The 20,352-nt window shown below is 61.7% G+C and carries 21 protein-coding genes; 8 read left to right on the forward strand and 13 right to left on the reverse strand.

The window, feature by feature from the left end; translation table 11 throughout:
- The first annotated feature begins 438 nt into the window (after positions 1–438).
- On the forward strand, positions 439–978 hold the full coding sequence (locus J9893_RS11915; protein WP_053288965.1) for a gamma carbonic anhydrase family protein: 540 nt from the start codon (positions 439–441) through the stop codon (positions 976–978).
- A gap of 77 nt (positions 979–1,055) precedes the next feature.
- On the opposite strand, the gene polA is transcribed toward J9893_RS11915, so the two are convergent.
- A complete protein-coding gene (polA, locus tag J9893_RS11920; RefSeq protein WP_143238251.1) occupies positions 1,056–3,809 on the reverse strand; it encodes a DNA polymerase I in 2,754 nt (917 codons plus the stop codon).
- A gap of 401 nt (positions 3,810–4,210) precedes the next feature.
- Here polA and elbB point away from each other — a divergent pair, with 401 nt between their 5' ends.
- Positions 4,211–4,861, forward strand: a complete 651-nt coding sequence (gene elbB / locus J9893_RS11925) for an isoprenoid biosynthesis glyoxalase ElbB (RefSeq protein WP_048209468.1) — start codon at positions 4,211–4,213, stop codon at positions 4,859–4,861.
- Positions 4,862–4,933: 72 nt separating this feature from the next.
- On the opposite strand, the gene J9893_RS11930 is transcribed toward elbB, so the two are convergent.
- The 4 genes from J9893_RS11930 to J9893_RS11945 form a co-directional block, all read right to left on the reverse strand.
- A complete protein-coding gene (locus tag J9893_RS11930; protein ID WP_010672454.1) occupies positions 4,934–5,143 on the reverse strand; it encodes a cell division protein ZapB in 210 nt (69 codons plus the stop codon).
- A gap of 221 nt (positions 5,144–5,364) precedes the next feature.
- On the reverse strand, positions 5,365–6,645 hold the full coding sequence (locus J9893_RS11935; protein WP_143238252.1) for a hypothetical protein: 1,281 nt from the start codon (positions 6,643–6,645) through the stop codon (positions 5,365–5,367).
- Positions 6,646–6,666: 21 nt separating this feature from the next.
- Complete coding sequence (cysE, locus tag J9893_RS11940) at positions 6,667–7,446, reverse strand: serine O-acetyltransferase (protein ID WP_010672452.1); 780 nt, start codon at positions 7,444–7,446, stop codon at positions 6,667–6,669.
- An 8-nt stretch (positions 7,447–7,454) separates the two neighbouring features.
- Complete coding sequence (locus J9893_RS11945; RefSeq protein WP_043155671.1) at positions 7,455–8,366, reverse strand: cation diffusion facilitator family transporter; 912 nt, start codon at positions 8,364–8,366, stop codon at positions 7,455–7,457.
- Between the two features lie 87 nt (positions 8,367–8,453).
- On the opposite strand from J9893_RS11945, the gene J9893_RS11950 reads away from it, so the two are divergent.
- From J9893_RS11950 to trmL, 3 genes are all read left to right on the forward strand, one after another.
- Positions 8,454–9,149: a response regulator gene (locus tag J9893_RS11950; RefSeq protein WP_010672450.1), complete on the forward strand. Its 696-nt coding sequence runs from the start codon at positions 8,454–8,456 to the stop codon at positions 9,147–9,149.
- Positions 9,146–10,501, forward strand: coding sequence for an ATP-binding protein (locus J9893_RS11955; protein WP_039041147.1), 1,356 nt, complete (start codon positions 9,146–9,148; stop codon positions 10,499–10,501). Before J9893_RS11950 ends, J9893_RS11955 begins: the two co-directional genes overlap by 4 nt.
- 70 nt (positions 10,502–10,571) lie before the next feature.
- Entirely contained in the window at positions 10,572–11,036 is a 465-nt protein-coding gene (trmL, locus tag J9893_RS11960; RefSeq protein WP_039041146.1) for a tRNA (uridine(34)/cytosine(34)/5-carboxymethylaminomethyluridine(34)-2'-O)-methyltransferase TrmL, read from the forward strand.
- 31 nt (positions 11,037–11,067) lie between these two features.
- On the opposite strand, the gene dinF is transcribed toward trmL, so the two are convergent.
- The 4 genes from dinF to lexA form a co-directional block, all read right to left on the reverse strand.
- Entirely contained in the window at positions 11,068–12,438 is a 1,371-nt protein-coding gene (gene dinF, locus J9893_RS11965) for an MATE family efflux transporter DinF (RefSeq protein ID WP_143238254.1), read from the reverse strand.
- Between the two features lie 14 nt (positions 12,439–12,452).
- Entirely contained in the window at positions 12,453–13,079 is a 627-nt protein-coding gene (locus tag J9893_RS11970; RefSeq protein WP_143238255.1) for an SCO family protein, read from the reverse strand.
- Between the two features lie 190 nt (positions 13,080–13,269).
- On the reverse strand, positions 13,270–13,479 hold the full coding sequence (locus J9893_RS11975; protein ID WP_080560358.1) for a hypothetical protein: 210 nt from the start codon (positions 13,477–13,479) through the stop codon (positions 13,270–13,272).
- 431 nt (positions 13,480–13,910) lie between these two features.
- Entirely contained in the window at positions 13,911–14,537 is a 627-nt protein-coding gene (gene lexA, locus J9893_RS11980; RefSeq protein ID WP_010672444.1) for a transcriptional repressor LexA, read from the reverse strand.
- Between the two features lie 204 nt (positions 14,538–14,741).
- Here lexA and plsB point away from each other — a divergent pair, with 204 nt between their 5' ends.
- A complete protein-coding gene (gene plsB / locus J9893_RS11985; protein ID WP_143238256.1) occupies positions 14,742–17,165 on the forward strand; it encodes a glycerol-3-phosphate 1-O-acyltransferase PlsB in 2,424 nt (807 codons plus the stop codon).
- Positions 17,166–17,228: 63 nt separating this feature from the next.
- Here plsB and ubiA read toward each other — a convergent pair whose 3' ends face one another.
- Complete coding sequence (gene ubiA, locus J9893_RS11990) at positions 17,229–18,092, reverse strand: 4-hydroxybenzoate octaprenyltransferase (protein WP_010672442.1); 864 nt, start codon at positions 18,090–18,092, stop codon at positions 17,229–17,231.
- Positions 18,089–18,640: a chorismate lyase gene (locus J9893_RS11995; RefSeq protein ID WP_042014712.1), complete on the reverse strand. Its 552-nt coding sequence runs from the start codon at positions 18,638–18,640 to the stop codon at positions 18,089–18,091. The genes ubiA and J9893_RS11995 overlap by 4 nt, the downstream gene beginning before the upstream one ends.
- 145 nt (positions 18,641–18,785) lie before the next feature.
- Between J9893_RS11995 and J9893_RS12000 the strand changes: the two genes are divergently transcribed.
- Positions 18,786–19,217 carry a flagellar basal body-associated FliL family protein gene (locus J9893_RS12000; protein ID WP_010672440.1) on the forward strand — a complete coding sequence of 144 codons (432 nt, stop codon included), beginning with the start codon at positions 18,786–18,788 and terminating at the stop codon, positions 19,215–19,217.
- A gap of 56 nt (positions 19,218–19,273) precedes the next feature.
- Entirely contained in the window at positions 19,274–19,444 is a 171-nt protein-coding gene (locus J9893_RS12005) for a hypothetical protein (protein ID WP_010672439.1), read from the forward strand.
- 57 nt (positions 19,445–19,501) lie between these two features.
- Here J9893_RS12005 and J9893_RS12010 read toward each other — a convergent pair whose 3' ends face one another.
- Both J9893_RS12010 and J9893_RS21960 read right to left on the reverse strand, forming a co-directional pair.
- Positions 19,502–19,840, reverse strand: coding sequence for a DUF2799 domain-containing protein (locus tag J9893_RS12010; protein ID WP_010672438.1), 339 nt, complete (start codon positions 19,838–19,840; stop codon positions 19,502–19,504).
- Between the two features lie 168 nt (positions 19,841–20,008).
- Positions 20,009–20,131, reverse strand: coding sequence for a hypothetical protein (locus tag J9893_RS21960; RefSeq protein WP_104455057.1), 123 nt, complete (start codon positions 20,129–20,131; stop codon positions 20,009–20,011).
- Between the last annotated feature and the right edge of the window lie 221 nt (positions 20,132–20,352).

Genomic DNA, 20,352 nt, shown 5'->3' on the forward strand with positions numbered 1-20,352 from the left:
AAAGCGGCTCAATGAATTGCTGAATTAACTGCTGCAACTTTCGTTGCTTTGGTCACTTCATCAGACATTGAAAATCAAAAATTGTTTTTGATGCTCGATGCTGTGAGTGCCCACACAGATTGCTTGATTCAAATTGTTAAAGAGCGACGCAGCTTTTGGCTGCTGCGGGAGTGGCATTCTACTCAACCGCCTTCTCGAGTCAAGCCTTATTTTCAAAGGCTTTTCGAGGTCACCGACCGGCTTGTTTACGTTGCCGCTTGCCCTGTCGATGGAGGCGCATTATAGGGAGCTAATTCGTTCTGGCAACCCCTCCCCTGCAATAAAATTGTAAAAATCGGCACTTTTTTAGTTATTCATATCCAAACACAGCTTTTATACAAACTTATCCACAGAAACCGGTGTCGTCTTGCTAGAATGGCCGAAAACAAGGAGGCCAAGATGGACTTGCGACTGAGACCTTACAAGGGAAAACGCCCGCAACTGGGCAAACGGGTATATGTCGATCCCTGCGCCACCCTAGTGGGGGATATCCAGCTGGGTGACGATGCCAGCATCTGGCCCATGGTGGCCGCCAGAGGGGACGTCAACCATATCCGCATCGGTGCCCGCAGCAATATCCAGGACGGCACAGTGCTGCACCTGACCCGCAAGAGTGCCAGCAACCCCGGCGGCTATCCGCTGCTGATAGGTGAGGATGTCACGGTCGGTCATAAAGCCATGCTGCACGGTTGCACCATAGGCGACCGGGTGCTGGTCGGCATGGGTGCCATCCTGCTGGATGGGGTGATCGTTGAAGACGATGTGATGATCGGGGCGGGCAGCCTGGTGCCACCAGGCAAGCGGCTCGAGGCCGGCTTTCTTTATATGGGCAATCCCGTCAAGCAGGCCCGCCCTCTCAAGCCGGCCGAGATCGCCTTCCTGAAGACCTCGGCCGACAACTATGTGCTGCTCAAGGATGAATACCTGCAAGAGGCCTGACCCTGCAGCCACAAACAGGAAGCCCGGCATCATGCCGGGCTTCTCTTCTTATATAGCTATGTGACCATCAGGCAGGATCAGTGGGCCTGATCCCAGTTGTCACCGGTGCCCGCTTCCACCACCAGCGGCACATACAGTTCGGCCGCACCCGACATCTTCTCCTTGATGAGGCCGATGTACTCTTCCAGCTTCTCTTCGCGGATCTCGAACACCAGTTCATCGTGTACCTGCATCAGCATGCGGATCGACTGGTCTTCAATCCCACGGATCCAGTCATCCACGTTGATCATGGCGCGCTTGATGATGTCGGCGGCCGTACCCTGCATAGGTGCGTTGATGGCGGCCCGTTCGGCAGCTTTACGCAGACCGGCGTTACGGGACTTGATGTCCGGCAGATAGAGGCGGCGACCAAACAGGGTTTCGACATAACCCTGGGCCTCCGCCTGCTGGCGAGTGCGCTCCATGTACTCCAGCACCCCCGGGTAGCGCTCGAAGTAGAGATCCATGTACTTCTGCGCTTCGGCGCGACCGATACCCAGCTGCTTGGCCAGACCGAAGGCGCTCATGCCGTAGATGAGACCGAAGTTGATCGCCTTGGCGCTGCGACGCATGTCGCTGGTCACCGCATCGAGCGCGACGCCGAATACCTCGGCGGCGGTCGCCTTGTGGATGTCCTTGCCCTCGGCAAAGGCGGTCAGCAGCCCCTTGTCACCGGAGAGGTGGGCCATGATGCGCAGCTCGATCTGGGAGTAATCCGCCGCCACCAGCTTGTAACCGGCGCACGGAATGAAGGCCTGCCGAATGCGGCGCCCCTGTTCGTTGCGCACCGGAATGTTCTGCAGGTTGGGGTCGGTGGACGACAGTCGACCGGTCGCCGCCACCGCCTGGTGATAGGAGGTGTGCACCCGCCCGGTCTGCGGCTTGATCATCAGCGGCAGCTTGTCGGTGTAGGTGGACTTGAGCTTGGCCAGGCCACGGTGCTCCATCAGCAGACGCGGCAGCTCATAGGTCTCCGCCAGCTCGGCCAGCACCTCTTCCGCAGTGGATGGCGCTCCCTTGGGGGTCTTTTTGATGATCGGCAGCCCCAGCTTGGTGAAGAGGATTTCACCCAGCTGCTTGGGCGAGGAGAGATTGAACTCCTGCCCGGCCAGCTCGTGGGCCTGTTTCTCCAGCTCTGCCAGACGCACTTCGATCTCCTGGCTCTGCTGGTGCAGCAACTTGGGCTCGATGGTGGTACCGAGTCGCTCCATCCGTGCCAGCACCGGCAGCAGCGGCAGTTCGATCTCGCTGAACACCTTGGCAAGGCCCGGCTCGGCAGAGAGCTTGCCCCACAGCGCCTGATGCAGACGCAGGGTGATGTCGGCATCTTCCGCCGCGTAAGGGGCCGCCTGCTCCAGCTCGATCTGATTGAAGGTGAGCTGCTTGACCCCCTTGCCGGCGATCTCTTCGAACGAGATGGTTTCGGCATTCAGATATCTGCGAGCCAGGGAATCCATGTCGTGGCGGCTGGCGGTGGAGTTGAGCACATAGGATTCGAGCATGGTGTCGTAGGCGATGCCCTGCAGCTCGATACCATGATTGAGCAGCACGTTGCGATCGTACTTGAGGTTCTGCCCCACCTTGAGACGGGCCGGATCTTCCAGCAGCGGTTTGAGCTTGCCCAGCACCACGGCCTCGGTCAGCTGTACCGGCGCCCCCAGATAGTCGTGGCCGAAGGGCACGTAGGCCGCCTTGCCCGGCTCGATGGCAAAGGAGACGCCAACGACGCGCGCTTCCATATAGTCGAGACTGGTGGTCTCGGTGTCGAAGGCAAACAGCGGCGCCGCCTGCAACCGTGCCAGCCACTCGTCGAATTCGGCCTCATCCAGGATGCAGCGATAGTCGGTTTCGATGGCGGCTGCCGGGGCGGCGCCTTCCTCATCACTTTCGGCTTCGCTCTCCTCAGCGCCACCGGACTCCAGCTCTTTGATCAGGTTGCGCAGCTCATACTCGCGATAGACCGCCAGCAGAGCCTCTTTGTCGATGGGGCCAAGCTGCAACTCTTCCAGGCTCTGTTCCAGCGCCACGTCGGTCTTGATGGTGGCCAGCACATAGGAAAGGCGCACCTGCTCTTCCTGCTCGCGGAACTTGTCGGCGAACGCCTTGGAGCCACGGAAGCCGAGCGCCGCCACCTTGTCGAGGTTGGCGGCGATCTCGTCGATGCTGCCTATCCCCTGCAACAGAGCCAGTGCGGTCTTCTCGCCGACACCTGTCATGCCGGGAATGTTGTCCACCTTGTCCCCCATCAGCGCCAGGTAATCGATGATGAGCTCGGGCGGTACGCCGAACTTCTCGATCACCCCTTCCCGATCGGTCTTCACATCCTTCATGGTGTCGATCAGGGTGACATGGTCGGAGACCAGCTGCGCCATGTCCTTGTCGCCGGTGCTGATGAGCACAGGCAACTGTTTCTCGGTCGCCTGACGGGCCAGGGTGCCGATCACGTCGTCAGCCTCCACCCCTTCGACCATCAGGAAGGGGAAACCCATTGCCTTGATCATCTGGTGGATAGGGACGACCTGGCTGCGCAGATCGTCCGGCATGCTGGCGCGTGTTGCCTTGTATTCGGGATAGATGTCGTCGCGGAAGGTCTTGCCCTTGGCGTCGAACACCACGGCCACGTGGCAGTCGGGGTACTGCTTGCGAAGGCTGCGCATCATGTTGGCCATGACACGGACGGCGCCGCTCGGCAAGCCGGTCGAGGTGCGCAGATCGGCCTGCTGCGAGGCAAAGAAGGCGCGGTAAAGATATGAAGAGCCGTCGACCAGAATAAGAGGATTGCTAGAGGCCATGAAAATCGTCCTGCCAAGAATAAACAGCCGCTAGGATGCCACAGGGCCCGCACCACACCAAGGGGACTCCCACCATCACCCCGGCGCACCGGTGGGGCATATTGCTGTGGATAACTCTGTGCTCAAAAATGGCACCATTGCATCACTGCCGTGACAAAGCTGTGGATTAAAACAAAAAATATCTTTTAAAACATTGTGTTGAGAACATGAAAACTCAACATGACACACTCATCATGATCTCGATCAATGTGGAAAAAAATTCAAGGGGGGTACTGAGGCAGGATCCAAAACGAAACAATCCTAGCACAGGGAGATGACTTGACCAGCGGAGGTCGAACGATAACCATACAAAAGTACAACAATCTACCCTGGCTCACATTTTCAACAACGAGGAGTCTGTCATGAAAAAAGTGGCCGTGATCTTGAGTGGTTGTGGCGTGTTTGACGGCGCCGAAATCCACGAGGCCGTCATCAGCCTGCTGGCGCTGGCCCGTCAGGGAGCATCCGTTCAATGCTTCGCCCCCAATGTCCCTCAGCTTCATGTCATCAATCACCTGACCGGCGAGGTCAACGAGGGAGAGAGCCGCAACGTGCTGGTCGAGGCGGCCCGCATCTGCCGCGGCCAGATCAGGGATGTGGCTGAACTGGATGCAGCTGACTTCGACGCCCTGCTGGTGCCGGGCGGCTTCGGCGCCGCCAAGAACCTGTGTGACTTCGCCATCAAGGGCGCAGAATGCCGCATCCAGCCGGATGTGCTGAAGGCCTGCCAGAGCTTTGCCAGAGCAGGCAAACCGGCCGCCTACATCTGTATCGCACCGGCCATGATCCCGCTCATCTATGGGGCAGGCACCCTGGCCACCATTGGCAACGACGAGGGCGCCGCCAACGCCATCGAAGCCATGGGTGGCAGTCATCTCGACTGCCCGGTGAGCGAGTTCGTGGTGGATCAGGAGCGCAAGGTCATCTCCACTCCTGCCTACATGCTGGCCAACAATATTGTGGAGGCGGCGGACGGCATCGAGAAGACCGTCAAACAGCTGCTGGCACTCTGATTGTCCGGCAGACCAAAACAAGCGGGCCGCTCAAAGAGCGGCCCGCTTTCATTCCGGTCAATCTAGACGGGATCAGATGGCATCGCCCATCTGGTCCATCTTGCCCAGCAGGGCACGCAGACGCTCTTGCCAGGCAACGTGCTCATTGCGCAGTTGGTGGTTTTCGTCTTGCAGCTTGCTGTTCTGCTCTTTCAGCTCGTCCAGCTCCATCTTCAGCAAGGAGATGTTGTCGACGGCGGATTGTACTTTGGATTCGAGTTGCTCAAGGACTTCTAGTGACATATGCATACCTGTATGTTCAATTGCGATGCCCCACAGAGGGCGATTCAAGCGCGTGGAGCCAGCATACCCTGATGCGCTCGGCACAAACAAGCCAGCACGTTGCAAAATGCGCCCTGCGGCCCGGTATTGCTTAAATATGCGTCGGTTTTTCTCGCAGGCAGCAGGAACCTCGATCCCGGGCGTCCGCCGTGGCACAACCCGCCCTCCTGCCGATGCCGCCATCAGCCATGCAAGGCGATGAAGCCCCCCATCATCAGACAGGCCACGGCGTACATCAGCAGGCCGTAGAGCAGGTTCCAGCGCAGCAGCAGCCCGGCGCTCAGGTTGTAGCGGGACGCCAGCGCCAGATTGGAGCCGGAGAGCGGGCTCGTCCCGGTCGCCAGCCCCCACCCCATGAGGAAGCACATGCCAAGCAGGCTGGGATCCGGTGCCAGCGGCCAGAGCAGCGGCGCCACCCCCGAGATGCTGATGAGAGGATGCACACCCACTATGGCCACCAGGAAGATCAGCAGCAGGGTCAGGCAGGCTTCCAGCCAGCCGAAGTGGTTGAACAGCGGCAGGCCGTGGCCACTGCCAAAGTCCAGTACTGACAGCGCGCTGTTGATGCCAGCCGCCAGCAGGCCGGCCCCCAGAAACAGCACAAGCTGGCCACCGATGGCCGGGAAGCGCTCCACCACCTGGCGCTTGAGAGCAGCCCCTCGCCCCACTTGCGGCATGAACAGCAAGGCCAGCAAGGGCGCCACCAGGGCGATCACCGCCAGAATGCTGAGTCCGGGCCAGAAACGGTGGATCACCAGCACCAGCAGTGCAAGGGTCACCGGTAGCCCCAGGGTCTGGAGCCGCAGCGGATAGCCTTCAAAGGTCTCCACACCGAGTCGCTCTACCTGCCAGGCCGTCAGCCCCATGGCCAGCAAGGCCGCCAGTATGCCAAAAGGCAGTATGCTGCCCAATTGCAGACCCGGTGCATAGGTGAGGGCCACCGCCATGGCGACGAAGAAGGGGGACCAAAATGCAGCCGCACAGAAGATCCGGCTCAGCACCATGACCTGACGCCGCTCCAGCGTCCCGTTGCGCTCCAGCCGATCGCCGATGATGAAGAGCACCGAAAGATTGATGACGGCCCCCAGCAGATTGAGGCTGGCCATGGTGCTCCACAGCCCCTTGCGACCGGACCAGGAGGCGGTGCCGGTCAAGAGGCCGGAAGTAGCCAGATTGAGGGTGCTCACTGCGGCAAACATGGTCAGCATGTTGATGTTCGGCAAGAGCCAGTCACCTGGGCTGAGGCTGGCACCTCGCCACCAGGAAAAGAGCAGCAGCAGGAGCGCCGCGCCGTAGAGGGCCAGCGCCTGGCGCCGTGCGGCCCCCACCAGCCAGGGCCAGGTGAGCAGGGAGGCGGCCCAGGCCGCGATGGCGGCGGGCCAGGGGGAGAAGTCCAGATAAAGGTGCAGCAGGTTGAGCAGCCACATCCCCAAGATCAGAAAGCCTGACCAGCGCTTGACCATACAACGGCCTCGGTCAGGGGATCAGAGGCACTGATCCATGTCCAGGGAAGGTTTGTCGCACTCGGGGCGGCCCACAATCCTGGCGGGCACGCCAGCGACCGTGGTGTGAGGCGGCACCGGGTTGATCACCACGCTGCCGGCACCGATCTTGGCGCCGACGCCCACCTCGATGTTGCCGAGCACCTTGGCCCCCGCCCCTATCATCACCCCTTCCCGGATTTTGGGGTGACGATCGCCACTCTCCTTGCCGGTCCCCCCCAGAGTCACACTCTGAAGGATAGAGACGTCGTTCTCGATGACGGCGGTTTCGCCGACCACGATACCGGTGGCATGGTCAAACATGATGCCCTTGCCGATACGGGCGGCCGGGTGTACATCCACGCCGAACACCACGGAGATCTGGTTTTGCAGATAGAGCGCCAGGGCACGGCGTCCCTGACGCCACAGCCAGTTGGCCACCCGATACCCCTGAAGAGCATGGAATCCCTTGAGGTAGAGCAGCGGGGTGGAGAAGAGATCGACCGCCGGGTCGCGATCCTGCACCGCGCAGATGTCGGCGGCCACTGCGGCCAGCAGCTCGGGCTCGCTGCGCAGGGCCAGCTCGATCACTTCCCGCAAGGCGATGGCAGGCATGGTGGTGCTGTCGAGCTTGTTGGCGAGCTGGAAGCTCAGCGCCGAGCGCAAATCCCGGTGATTGAGAATGGTGGAATGAAAGAAGCTGGCCAGCATGGGCTCCTGGGCCGCCATGCTCTGCGCTTCCTGCTGAATTTTTTGCCAGGTTCTGGCAACCAGATCATCCATGTTGCAGCCTACTGTTGTTCAGGGTGAGTGCTTTGTCGTTCTTTTGTCAGCACCGAGATGGGGTCCATGTGAATGATCACATCCATCCGCTCGAAGGCCTGGCGGACGGCCAGTTCAGCCTCGTCGGCTATCTGATGGGCCCTGACCAGAGGCAGTTGATCATCGAGTTCCAGATGCAACTGTACGAAACGGGTCGGCCCGGATTGGCGGGTACGCAGGTCATGTACGCCATGCACCCCCTCTACGGCACAGCAGAGGGCCATTATTCTCGCTTGTTCCTCCTCTGGCAACTGACGATCGAGCAGGGCCTGCACAGATTCGTAGCCGATATGGACAGCCCCCCACACCAGGAACAGACCGATCAGAATGGCAAACAGGCCGTCGGCCCAGTACCACCCCTGCCCCGCCAGCACCAGTGCCACCAGCACGCCGCCATTGAGCAGCAGGTCGGAACGGTAGTGCAGCATGTCGGCCTTGATGGCCACACTGTTGGTCTTGCGGATGACAAAGCCCTGGAAGCTCACCAGCAACAGGGTCAGCACGATGGAGCCGACGCTGACCCAGATCCCCGCCTCCAGGCGCACCACGGGCACCTGATTCAGCATCGACGAGATGCCGTGCATCACCAGCAGCAGGGCGGACCCCGAGATGAAGGCCGACTGCACCAGACCCGCCAGGGACTCCGCCTTGCCGTGGCCGAAGCGATGCTCTTCGTCGGCAGGGGCCAGCGCATAACGGATGGCCAGCAGATTGATGAGAGAGGCGCTGATGTCCATGAAGGAATCGGTCAGGGATGCCAGCAGGCTGGATGAATCCGTCATCAGCCAGGCGATCAGTTTGCCCAGGATGAGCAGGGTGGCGGTGGTCACAGCGGCCATGCTGGCCAGGGTGACCCAGCGGGAATAGTGTTGGTGGCTCAAAACCGGCTTTCCTCCGACGCGTAAAAACTTATTATACCCTGACCCGGACGTCAGTTTGGCGTGCAAAATCAACAGAGTGACTCCCAGATGAACAAAATACTCCTGGTCGACGACGATCTCGAACTGACCCAGCTGCTCACCGAAATCCTGACCCTGGAGGGGTTTGAGGTCACCGTCGCCGAGGATGGGGAAGAGGGATTGCAGCGACTGGCAGAACAGGCATTCGACCTGGTGCTGCTGGACGTCATGATGCCCAGACTCAACGGTTTCGCGATGCTGACCCGGCTGCGCAAGACCCACGACACCCCGGTGTTGATGCTGACCGCCCGTGGCGACAGCCAGGATCGGGTCAACGGGCTGGAGGCCGGTGCCGACGACTATCTCGCCAAGCCGTTCGACGACAGGGAGCTGCTGGCCCGGGTGCGCGCCATCCTGCGTCGAACCCAGAGCCAGGCTCCCCAGCGCGGCGGCAGCTCGGAAGAGGTGCGCTTCATGGATCTGGTGCTGCAGCCCGGCCTGCAACAGGCTCGCTGCGACGATCAGTTGCTGGAACTCACCGCCACCGAGTTCGGCCTGCTGGAGTGCCTGCTGCGCAATCCGGGCCAGATCGTCAGCAAGGGCCTGCTCTCCGAGCAGGTGCTGGGCAAGAAGCTCGAACCCTTCGATCGGGCCATCGACATGCACCTGAGCAACCTGCGCAAGAAGCTGCCGGAGCGGGCTGACGGCCAGCCCCGCTTCAAGACAGTGCGGGGACGAGGCTACCTGTGGCTGGAGCAGGCATGAAATCGGCCCGCACCTTCAACGGCCTTTCCACCCAGATCTTCCTCTGGTTCTGGTTCATCCTGCTGCTGGTCGTGGCCGCGGTGGTAATCCTCCCCACCCTGGACCCCCGCAACATCATCCCGCTGCCGGCCCACGAGATTACCCGTCTCAACAACAACCTGGCGGCGCTGCAACGGGGCGCGGATCCCGAGCAGGATTTCGATCTGGCCAAGGCCATCGATGCCGCGGGCCTCTTGCCGGTGGACAACATCTATCTACGCGATGCCAAGGGGCAGATGCAGTCCAGCACCCGGCTGAGCAAGTTCGTGATCCGTTTCATGCTCGACTCGGACAACCCGGCCAAGCCCATGCTGGGCAGCGAACACCAGCGCGCCATCGCCGGCCCCTTCCAGATGGTCCATCACGGCCAGACCTATCACGTCTATTTCGGTCTGAATGTCGAAAACTCCTACCTGTTCCTCTTCATCCAGATCCTGGATCACCCCATCCAGATCCTGGGCATCGCCATGCTGGTCAGCACCCCGCTCTGTCTGTTGCTCGCCTGGCGCCTGACCCGCCCCATACTGCAGTTGCAGCAGTCGGTCTCCCAACTCGCCCAGGGCAACCTGGAAATACAGATCCCCAACCTGGGGCGGCGCGACGAGATAGGCCAGCTGGCCGAACATGTCAGTCGCATGGTCGATACCCTCAAGGACATGATCCAGAAGCAGAAGCAGCTGCTCTCCGACATCTCCCACGAGCTGCGCAGCCCCCTGACCCGCATCCAGCTCGCACAGGCGCTGATCCGCCGCAAGCAGGGGGACAGCGCCGAGCTGGCGCGCATCGAAGGGGAGATAGCCCGGCTCGACAAGCTGATAGGGGATCTGCTGGATCTGTCGCGGGTGCAGCAACATGTGGAGGCGCCAGTGACGCTGCCCCTGGCGGAGCTGCTGGAGCCCATCCTGGACGATGCCATGTTCGAGGCAAACCAGAACGGCAAACAGCTCAGGCTCCCTTCCCTGCCCGCCGAATCCCTCACCATGTGGCCGGAGCTACTGGCGCGCGCCCTGGAAAATCCCCTGCGCAACGCCCTCAAGTATGCCCGCGAGTTCATCAAGGTGGACTGGTACCGGGAGGGACGGGAGTGGGTGATGACCATACGGGATGACGGCCCGGGCGTGCCGGTGGAGCAGCAGCCCCGGTTGTTCCTGCCCTTCTTTCGGGTGGACGATGCCCGCAACGCCAAGACCGGGGGCACTGGTCTCGGCCTTGCCATCGCCGCCGAGGCGATCCAGCGTCATGGGGGGACCATCCGGGCCAGCAGCAATCAGCCGACCGGACTGGTCATCACCATCCGTCTGCCCATGCCCTGACCTCCCCCTTTTCATCGGCACGGGTGCTGGGTATGCTGGCGCCCGTTTCGCACCAGCCCAGGATCCTTCCATGCTCGATATAGTGCTCTACCAACCGGAAATCCCCCCCAACACAGGCAACATCATTCGCCTCTGCGCCAATACCGGCTACCGGTTGCACCTGATAGAGCCCCTGGGGTTCGAGTGGGATGACAAACGGGTCAAGCGGGCCGGGCTCGACTATCATGAGTTTGCCGACGTCAAGCGCTGGCCTGACTATGAGGCGTTTCTGGCGGCCGTCGCCCCCCAACGGGTCTTTGCCTGCACCACCAAGGGACGCACCGCCCACTCGGCGGCCCGGTTTGCCCCCGGTGACGCCCTGCTGTTCGGGCCCGAGAGCCGAGGCCTGCCCATGGAGATCATCGAGAGCCTGCCATTCGAGCAGCGGCTGCGCATTCCCATGCTGCCCCAGAGCCGCAGCATGAATCTGGCCAACGCCGTCGCGGTGTTCGTCTACGAGAGCTGGCGACAGTTCGACTATTCAGGCTCGCTCTGACCGCTGACGATATTGGCAAGGCGGCCAGAATTCAGACTGACTGCGCCGTCCCCTGCCCCGCCAGCAGCCGTCCATCACGCTCCAGTCGCCAGCAGAGCCAGCCCAGCGTCAGGCCACGACCGGCCATCAGGACACTCATGGCGGCCCACAGGGCCGCCACACCCCATCCCTGGCAGAGCCACCAGATGGGAAAGAAGCCGGCAAACACCGCCACCAGCATGCTGTTGCGCATTTCCCGGGCCCGGGTAGCGCCGATAAAGACCCCGTCCAGCAGGAAGCACCAGACCGCCAGCAGCGGCATGGCCACCAGCCAGGGGAGCTGACGTTGCGCCTCGGCGATCACCGCCGGTATGTCGGTAATGTGGCGGATGAGCCAGTGGCCCCCCAGGGCAAACGAGAGGGTGAATGCCAGGGAGATCAGCAGCGCCCAGCCCAGATTGAGGACGATGGCCTCCCGCAGCAGCGGCCGATCGCGCCGCCCGATGGCGCGCCCTACCATGGCTTCCACCGCATAGGCAAATCCATCCAGCCCGTAGGAAATCAGCATCAGGAAATTGAGCAGCACCGCATTGGCGGCCACCGCCACATCCCCCAGCCTGGCCCCCTGCAGAGTCATGAACACGAAGCAGAGTTGCAGGCAGAGGGAGCGGATGAAAATATCCCGGTTCAGGGCGAGCAGCCGCAGCAGGGCCGGCCACTGGCGCCAGCGCTGCCAGGCGTTGTGCCACACCCCGGGATCAAGTCGGCGCAGATGCCGGCTCACCAGCCAGACCCCCACCCCGAGCGTGCTGTAATCCGCCAGCAGGGAAGCTGCGGCCACCCCTTTCACCTGCCAGCCCAATCCCAGCACGAACCAGGCATCCAGCACCATGTTGACGAGATTGCCCAGGATCAGCAGCAGCATGGGGCTGCGTGCATCCTGCATGCCCAGCAACCACCCCATGATGACCAGATTGCACAAGGCCGCCGGGGCGCTCCAGACCCGCACCGACACATATTGACCGGCATAGGTCTGTACCTCGGAAGAGCCGCCGCCGAGGGCGATGATGGCAGGCAGGAACGGCAGCAACAGGAGCAACAGCGCCATGCCCAGTCCGATCGCCAAGCCCAGGGCCCGCGCCAGGGTGTCGAGCTGCCCTTCGGCATGGGCTGCACCCTGAGCCTGGGCAGTCAGCCCTGTGGTGGACATGCGCAGGAAGCCAAGCAGCCAGAACAGCAGATTGATGAAGGTCGCACCGACCGACACGCCGCCGAGAAACCAGGCCTGGCCAAGATGACCGATCACCCAGGTGTCCACCAACCCCAGCAAGGGCGTGGTGACGTTGGAGAACACCATGGGCAGGGCCAGGGCGAAGACGGCTCTGTGGCGGCGAGGATCCTTCAGCCAGGCGGGAATCAGCATGGTGCGCGCCGGGATCACTCGCCAGCCAGCCGCACGATGCGCGCGAAGTCGGCCACCATGGCCTGCATGTCCACGTGGGGCACCTCATCCGGTGCCACTTTGGGTCGGAAGGTGGCCACCAGCTTCCCCTCGGGGTTGATCAGCACGATGGAGGCGGAGTGGTCGATCAGGTAGTCCTTGCGATCCCCTTCCACGATGGAATAGACCAGCCCCAGATTGCGGACCAGAGGAAAGAGGGCACTGTGAGGTGCTGTCGCCGCCTTGAACTCGGGCTCGAAGAAGGCGGTATAGCTTTTCAGGCGGGCGCTGTCATCCCGCTGGGGATCCGCCGAGATGAATACCACCTGGCTAGTGGGGGCTATCTTCTTCAACGCCGGATAGACGCTGCGCAGATCCGCCAGCGTGGTCGGACAGACATCCGGGCAGTAGGTGTAGCCGATGAACAGAAAGCTCCAGTGTCCCGTCAGGTTGGCAGGGGTAAAGGGCTGTGCATCCGCATCCGTGAGGGTAAACGGGTTGATGTCTCGCCCCGCCGGGTAGTAATCGGCCTGTTCCGGCACCGCGGGCTGACTCCAGTAATAAGCCGCCGCAATGGCGCCGATGAACAGCAACAGCAGCAGGTAAAAGCGTGGTTTAACCATATAAAACAAAGCCTTGATTATGTTAGAAGCCCTAGGGGCAAAACCGGTAGGGGTCATTGTAACCCGCACGCCCCCGCCGCTGGCTAGTCTTGCATCCCGGCGGGAAAGCGTCTGTGCCATGGATCAGCCGCATCGGCGCCAAAACAAGAGCCCCGCTCTGGCGGGGCTCTTGTCTGTACAGGAAGAGGGATCAGGGCCGCAGCCTGTGCTGCGGCTGGGCGCGTCTCAGGGGGACGCGCAGCGGGATGACGGGGGCAGTCCAGGGCTCATCCGGCAATCCGATGTCGTGATGACGGCGAAACAGACGAACCAGGCGGACAATCTTGTCTTTGGGGCACCCAAGCCAGATGGTCCAACCATCTCCCTTGTGATAGACCCAGAGCGCATAGAACCATGTCATCCGACTACCCTTGATGAATCGGGTGATGGAAGATGCGGGCGCTGCGGCCGGCACCGGATCCCACGGCGAGCTTGAAGCCATACCTGTCCTCCTTGCTCAACAGGTCACGCTGACGGGTCTCTTTGTCCCCAACGACGAACCAACCACGGCAGCGTACTGACTGTACGAGTCCCCAGTCTGAGGCGACTCTCCCTTCTGCGCACCGACTCGGCGATCATGCATCCCTGCCATGGCGTACTGCCCGGTGCGACTCCCCCTTCCCTGATCACCGACCATGACAGGGGCCTTATCAAAGGATATATCCGAAATGCATGTCGTGCGGCGAGACTGTGCGCACAGGAAGGAGAAGCGAAAAGGTGGGGAGGGAGATGCCATCGGCAGATGAAAATGAAGAGGCCTCCCGCAGGAGGCCTCTTCATCGCATCGGATGTTTACATCCAGTCGGCGTTGCGGATCACGCCGACCGCCAGGCCCTCTATGGTAAGGTGCTGACTGGCGAGATCCACCTCGATGGGGGAGAGCTCTTCGTTTTCCGGCAGCAGCCACACCTGGCTGCCCTTGCGCTGGAAGCGCTTGACGGTGACGTCTTCGTCCAGACGTGCCACCACGACCTGGCCGTTGCGTACCTCCTGGGTCTTGTGTACCGCCAGCAGGTCCCCGTCCATGATGCCGATGTTCTTCATGCTCATGCCCTGCACCCGCAGCAGGAAGTCTGCCCGCGGGTGGAACAGGGCGGGATCCACCTGGTAGTGGCTCTCGATGTGTTCCTGGGCCAGGATGGGTTCCCCGGCCGCCACCTTGCCAATCAGTGGCAGGCCGTTTTCTTCAGGCTGCACGTCCTCTTCTTCGAGCAGCAGACGAATGCCGCGGGACGTACCCGGCATGATCTCGATGACCCCTTTTTTGGCCAGGGCCTTCAGATGTTCTTCGGCCGCGTTGGCCGACTTGAAGCCAAGCTTCTGGGCAATCTCGGCGCGAGTCGGCGGCATGCCGGTCTCGTTCATGTTCGCCTTGATGAGCTCGAGTACTTCAGCCTGGCGAGGGGTAAGGGGTTTCATAGCATGGGCACCTGTCTTTTTATACAGCACACTGGCAGTATATACAGTGCTGGGGCCAAGGCAAGGCGCAACTGGCATTTGTCGCGACCCGACGCACATTTGTCCCTCCCCCTGCTCTGAAGTGCCGACTCATCGTACCTCTCGGCGACAAGCAGCCGGTGATTTGCTATGCTCACGCCGCATTTTTTTGGAGAGCAGACGCACATGTCCCTTGGACAGAAGATATCCAGAGCCATCCTGCAATGGCCGGTCAGCGGCTTGGTCAATCACAAGAGCCTGCCGGAAAACCCCATCACCGAGCTCAAGCTGGATCCGGCCAGACCCATCGTCTATGCCCTGAAGACCAGCTCGATCACCGACCTGATGACCCTGCAACAGTGCTGCGAGGATCTCGGCCTGCCCGGCCCCTTCACGCCGCTGGAGCTGAACGGTCAGCTGCTGCCACGCTACGTCTGTCTGGACCGTCCGCCTCCCCTGTTCGGCACGCGCAACAAGCCGCTCCCCTTCCTGCAGGAGTTCCACCAGCTGCTGGACCTGCACAAGCAGGATCCGGCGCTGGACATCCAGGTAGTACCCGTCACCCTGTTCTGGGGCCGCGCCCCGGGCCGGGAAGGCGAGGAGGCCTCCGGCTGGAACATCATCAGCAGCCTGGCGCCAAACCGCCTGAAGAAGGCGCTGATCGTGATCCTGAAAGGGCGCGAGAACCTGGTGCGCTTCTCCCCGCCCCTCTCCCTGCGCTACATGGCGGACAAGCACGGCACCGACGAGGCCATCGCCCACAAGCTGGCGCGGGTGGCCCGCACCCACTTCAGCCGCCAACAGCTGGCCGCCACCGGACCCAAGTTGCCGAACCGCAACCTGCTGTTCAAGCAACTGCTGGATTCGAGCGTGATCCAGCAGGCCATCGAGGAGGAGGCCAGACGGGAAGGGATCAGCCTGGAGAAGGCGCAAAAGCGTGCCCACGGCTACATGGACGAGATCGCCTCCAATTTTTCCTATCGGTTGATCCGCCTCGGCGAAAGCTTCCTCGGCTGGCTGTGGAACAAGCTCTATCGCGGCCTCTCGGTCAACGGAGCAGAGCAGGTGCGTCAGCTGGCCCAGGAAGGGCATGAGATCGTCTACGTCCCCTGCCATCGCAGCCACATGGATTACCTGCTGCTCTCCTACGTCATCTACCACCAGGGCATGGTGCCACCCCACATCGCGGCGGGCATCAACCTCAACTTCTGGCCGGCGGGCCCCATCTTCCGCCACGGCGGCGCCTTCTTCATCCGCCGCACCTTCAAGGGCAATCCGCTCTACAGCACGGTATTCCGGGAGTACCTCAACCTGCTGTTTGCCAAGGGCTACTCGGTGGAGTTCTTCACCGAGGGCGGGCGTTCGCGTACCGGTCGCCTGCTGCCCCCCAAGACCGGCATGCTGGCCATGACCCTGCAGGCCATGATGCGCGGGCTGGACAGGCCGGTGACCCTGGTCCCCGTCTACCTCGGCTACGAGCACGTGATGGAGGTGAATACCTACCACAACGAACTCAAGGGGAGCCGCAAGGAGAAGGAGAGCTTCCTGCAGGTGCTCGGCATCCTGCGCAAGCTGCGCAACTATGGCCGTGGCTTCGTCAATTTCGGCGAACCGCTGACCCTCAACAGCTACCTCGGCGAACATGTACCCACCTGGAAGGAGAGCATCGGCCGGGAGGAACGTCCCGAGTGGATGGCCTCCACCGTCAATCAGCTGGCCGAGCTGCTGATGACCCGCATCAACGATGCCGCCGCCGTCAACGGCTTGACCCTGAGTGCCCTGGCCCTGCTGGCCGCCGAGCGCCACGCCCTGACCCGGGACGAACTCCAGGCCCAGCTCAACACCTATCTGGACCTGCTCAAGCAGGTGCCCTACAGCCCGCACAGCACCATGCCGGACGAGGACGCCAGGACCCTGCTGGAGCAGGCGATGGAGCTCAACAAGTTCGAGGTGAGCGAGGACAAGCTGGGCCAGATCATCAGCCTGGACCGCTATCAGGCGATCCTGCTCACCTACTACCGCAACAACATACTGCACCTGTTCGCCATGCCCTCCCTGGTGGCGGCCCTGATCGAGCGGTGCGAGGGGCTCTCCCGCAGCGAGATCGTCGCCCGCTGTGTCGACATCTACCCCCTGCTCAAGACCGAACTCTTCCTGCGCTATGAAGAGGACGAGCTGCCTGAACTGATCGATGCCCTGCTGGCCGAGCTGTTACGCCAGCAACTGGTCGAGGCACGCGACGGCGGCTACTGGGTCAACCCCGGCAACCAGATGCGCCTGCTGCTCTTGGCCGAAAGCATCCAGGAGACCCTACAGCGCTACGCCATCGTGCTGACCCGCATGCTGGCCCAGCCCCACATCGAGGCGGAGCAGCTGGAAGCGGACGGCCTGATGATGGCGGAACGCCTCGGCACCCTGCACGGCATCAACGCCCCCGAGTTCTTCGACCAGAAGCTGTTCAGCACCCTGATCCACACCCTGCGCAGCGAAGGTTATCTGGATCCGGGCTGCAAACCGGATCTCGGCCGCTTCCAGGCATTGGCCGACAACATAGTGCCGCTACTCAGCAACAAGATCCGCCGCACCATCCAGGCGGGCAACCGGCTCTGAGGCGTAGACACCCAACAAAAAGGCCGCATCATGCGGCCTTTTTTCATCAAGGAAGGGGGCGGGTTAGAGGTAGTGAACCATCACCCCGAGCAGCACCAGCGCCCCCACGTAGTTGTTGTTGAGGAAGGCCTGGAAACAGGCCTCACGCTGCCGCTCCCGGATCAGTCGCTGCTGGTAGACGAACAGCGCCGCCGCCCCCAGCAGTCCCCAGTAATAACCGGATCCCAACCCCATCAGCTGCCCGACCCCCAGCAGGATCAGCAGGGTCGCCAGTTGCAGCGCGCCGATGATCCGCTTGTCGTGACGGCCGAACAGGATGGCGCTCGATTTCAGGCCAAGCTTGAGGTCGTCATCCCTGTCCACCATGGCGTACTCGGTGTCATAGGCGATGGTCCACAGCAGGTTCGCAAGAAACAACAGCCAGGCTTCCGGCGGCAGGGCATTGGCCTGAGCCGCGTAGGCCATGGGAATGGACCAGGAGAAGGCCATGCCGAGCACCAGCTGGGGGATGGGGATGAAGCGCTTCATGAAGGGGTAGCAGACCGCCAACAGCAGACCGGCAAAGGACAGGCTGATGGTGAGCGGGTTCAACGTCAGCACCAGGGCGAACGAGAGAAGCGCCAGCACGGCGAACAGCACCAGCACTTCCCGCTCGGCGACCCGCCCCATGGGCAGCGGTCGCCCGGCGGTGCGTTTCACATGACCGTCGAAGTTGCGATCCGCATAGTCATTGATGACACAGCCGGCGGAGCGCATCAGAAAAACGCCCACCACGAACACGGTCAGGATCCAGGGGTCAGGCAGGCCACCAGCCGCCAGACAGAGCGCCCACAGGGTCGGCCACAGCAGCAGCAGGGTACCGATGGGCTTGTCGATGCGGGCCAACTGCGCATAGGCCAGTCCCCGCTCCTTGGTTAACAGCTTCACTCCAGCTCCTTATCCGATGGCAACGAATGAGACGATAGCGAGGGCAGGAAAAGTTCATGGACCAGCAGTGGCCATTGCCCCAGAAACAGGCGGGAACGACGCCCCCAGACGGTGGCGGCCGGACACCAGGGATTGCTCGCTATCTCGAAACAGGCCAGTTGCAGGTGATCCCGCCGCGCCGGTGCCTCACCGAAAATGCGCTCTCCCAGCGGCTGCTCTCCCAGATCCTGCAAACCGCCCCCCTGCAAGGCCGCTTCGGCAAACAGGGTCCAACCCAGGATGGCAGGCCCGCCATCACCGTGCAGGATCACCTCGCGGCACATGCCCACTGGGGCCGACACCGCCACCAGCGCCTGCTCGTCCACCGTCAGCGACACGGCGCGATTGCCGAGCAGCTGCACCGAGAGGTGATGATTGTAACGACGCAGGCGCCGGGTCATGGAATCGGCCTCCAGCAACCAGGGACGCAGCGCCTCGGGCGGTTCGCACTCTGCAGGCGCCCGCCACGGGACGATCTGGACGAGGGGAACAGTCAACTCGGACTTCACAGCTTCACCATCCGGAGATTTCCGTTGTCAGGTTAAAAACCGGTTTATTATCCGTAAATCAATGGCGAATTGTAAGAACATCCGTGCTTGACGGCCCCGATGGCAGCATCAAAAATGGGGCATCCGTCGCTGCCGAGCCATCCAGATGAAGATCTTCAGAATTCTGCTGCTGTCCCTGGGGTGTACCCTCTTGAATACACAGGCCTTCGCCAATGAGGAAGAGGCCACCGATCCCGCCTCCTCCGCCGTCCAGCCGGGATTCGCCTATCACGCTCTGGATCCGGACATCATCACCAACTACCTTGGCGACGGCAAAACCCTCGGCTATGTACGGGTGACGGTAGAGCTGATGGCCACGGACGCTGCCGACCTCAAGTTGCTGGAGCAGCACGACCCCCTGATCCGCGACGCCATCATCCGGCTGATTGGCAGCAAGACGGGCGCACAGATCAAGTCCCTGGTGAACCGGGAAGAGCTGCGCAAGGAGTGTGAGGCCAAGGTCAACGAACTGCTGGTCAAGGAGACGGGCAAGAAGGCGGTCCGCGAGCTCATCTTCACCAAATACCTGTACCAGTAACCACACCGGGAGGGGTCCTGCCCCTCTCACCCGTTGCATTCACTGTCGAGGACGTCATGGGTCACAAGACGCTGTGTGAGTGGCGCCGTCACGAGATCCCCGCCGATCTCAAGACGCTGCGCAAGATTGTGCGCAAACCCAAATTCGTGTGTGGCAAGTGTGCCCGCAGCGCCAATGACAAGGATTACCTGTGCCAGCCGCTGCGGCTGAAACATAAGGAAGGGTAGGTCCCTCTTCTCACGAAGAGGTTCACGCAAGATTTCAGAAGAGAGAGGAAGGCTGATTTATTGATCAGTCCAGCCATGGCGACCCTGTTCAAACAGGCGACGGGCCTGCACGTCGTTGGGACAGACGCCGCGATACTCCTCTCCCGACCGTCCTGCCAGATAGAGATGCTCGGGTCGGCAATACCAGGCCAGCCCCTTCTGGCGACCCAGCTCCCAAAGGGCAACGTCCACTTTTTCCCCGCACTGGGTCTGGTGAAAAGCCACCCTATCGCCAGCAAAACCGAGCTTGCCGTCCGCCTCTCCCACGTCGCTCCACACCTTCTCGCAAGGGTCGTCGGAGTTGGAAACACAGCCCCCGAGCAGGGCGGCACAAAACATGATGACGAGTGAGCGCATATTCATCCTTGGCGTCGTTGGAATCGTTGTTGAGCCGCTGCCTGCCTCGTACAGCGTAATTTGAGCAGTTCATTCTAACCAGCCCGCCCCGTTCTCACCAAGGGCTGCCCCCCTCGCCACACAAAAAATCGGGCGGGCACCAGGCCCGCCCTCAGGCGTTACAGGGAGTCACTGATCGTCGAGAGGGTCATAGTCCTGCCAGCTCTCGTCATCCAGCTCCTCCAGATCGTCTTCCCAGGATTCCGGCTCCCAGTCATCATCGAGATCGAAATCAGGCGTCTGCGTACCCATGCTCATTCTCCTTGGATAGTGCACCGGCCTACAAAGTCTATCCAGAATAATGGGGCTCGCCAGTGGTTCCGATCAGAGCTTGACCTGGGTGCAGCCACCTGGAGTCATGGCTCCGGTGGCATCCACGCTCTGCTCCAACCCGGTGACAGACCGGGCGAACACGTCGGCTGGCAGTTTCCGCGCAGGACGACGACGCACCAACCGGGTCTTCGGTCACAACG

Source organism: Aeromonas sp. MaB10011B (genome assembly GCF_017939325.1).
GTDB lineage: Bacteria > Pseudomonadota > Gammaproteobacteria > Enterobacterales > Aeromonadaceae > Aeromonas > Aeromonas caviae.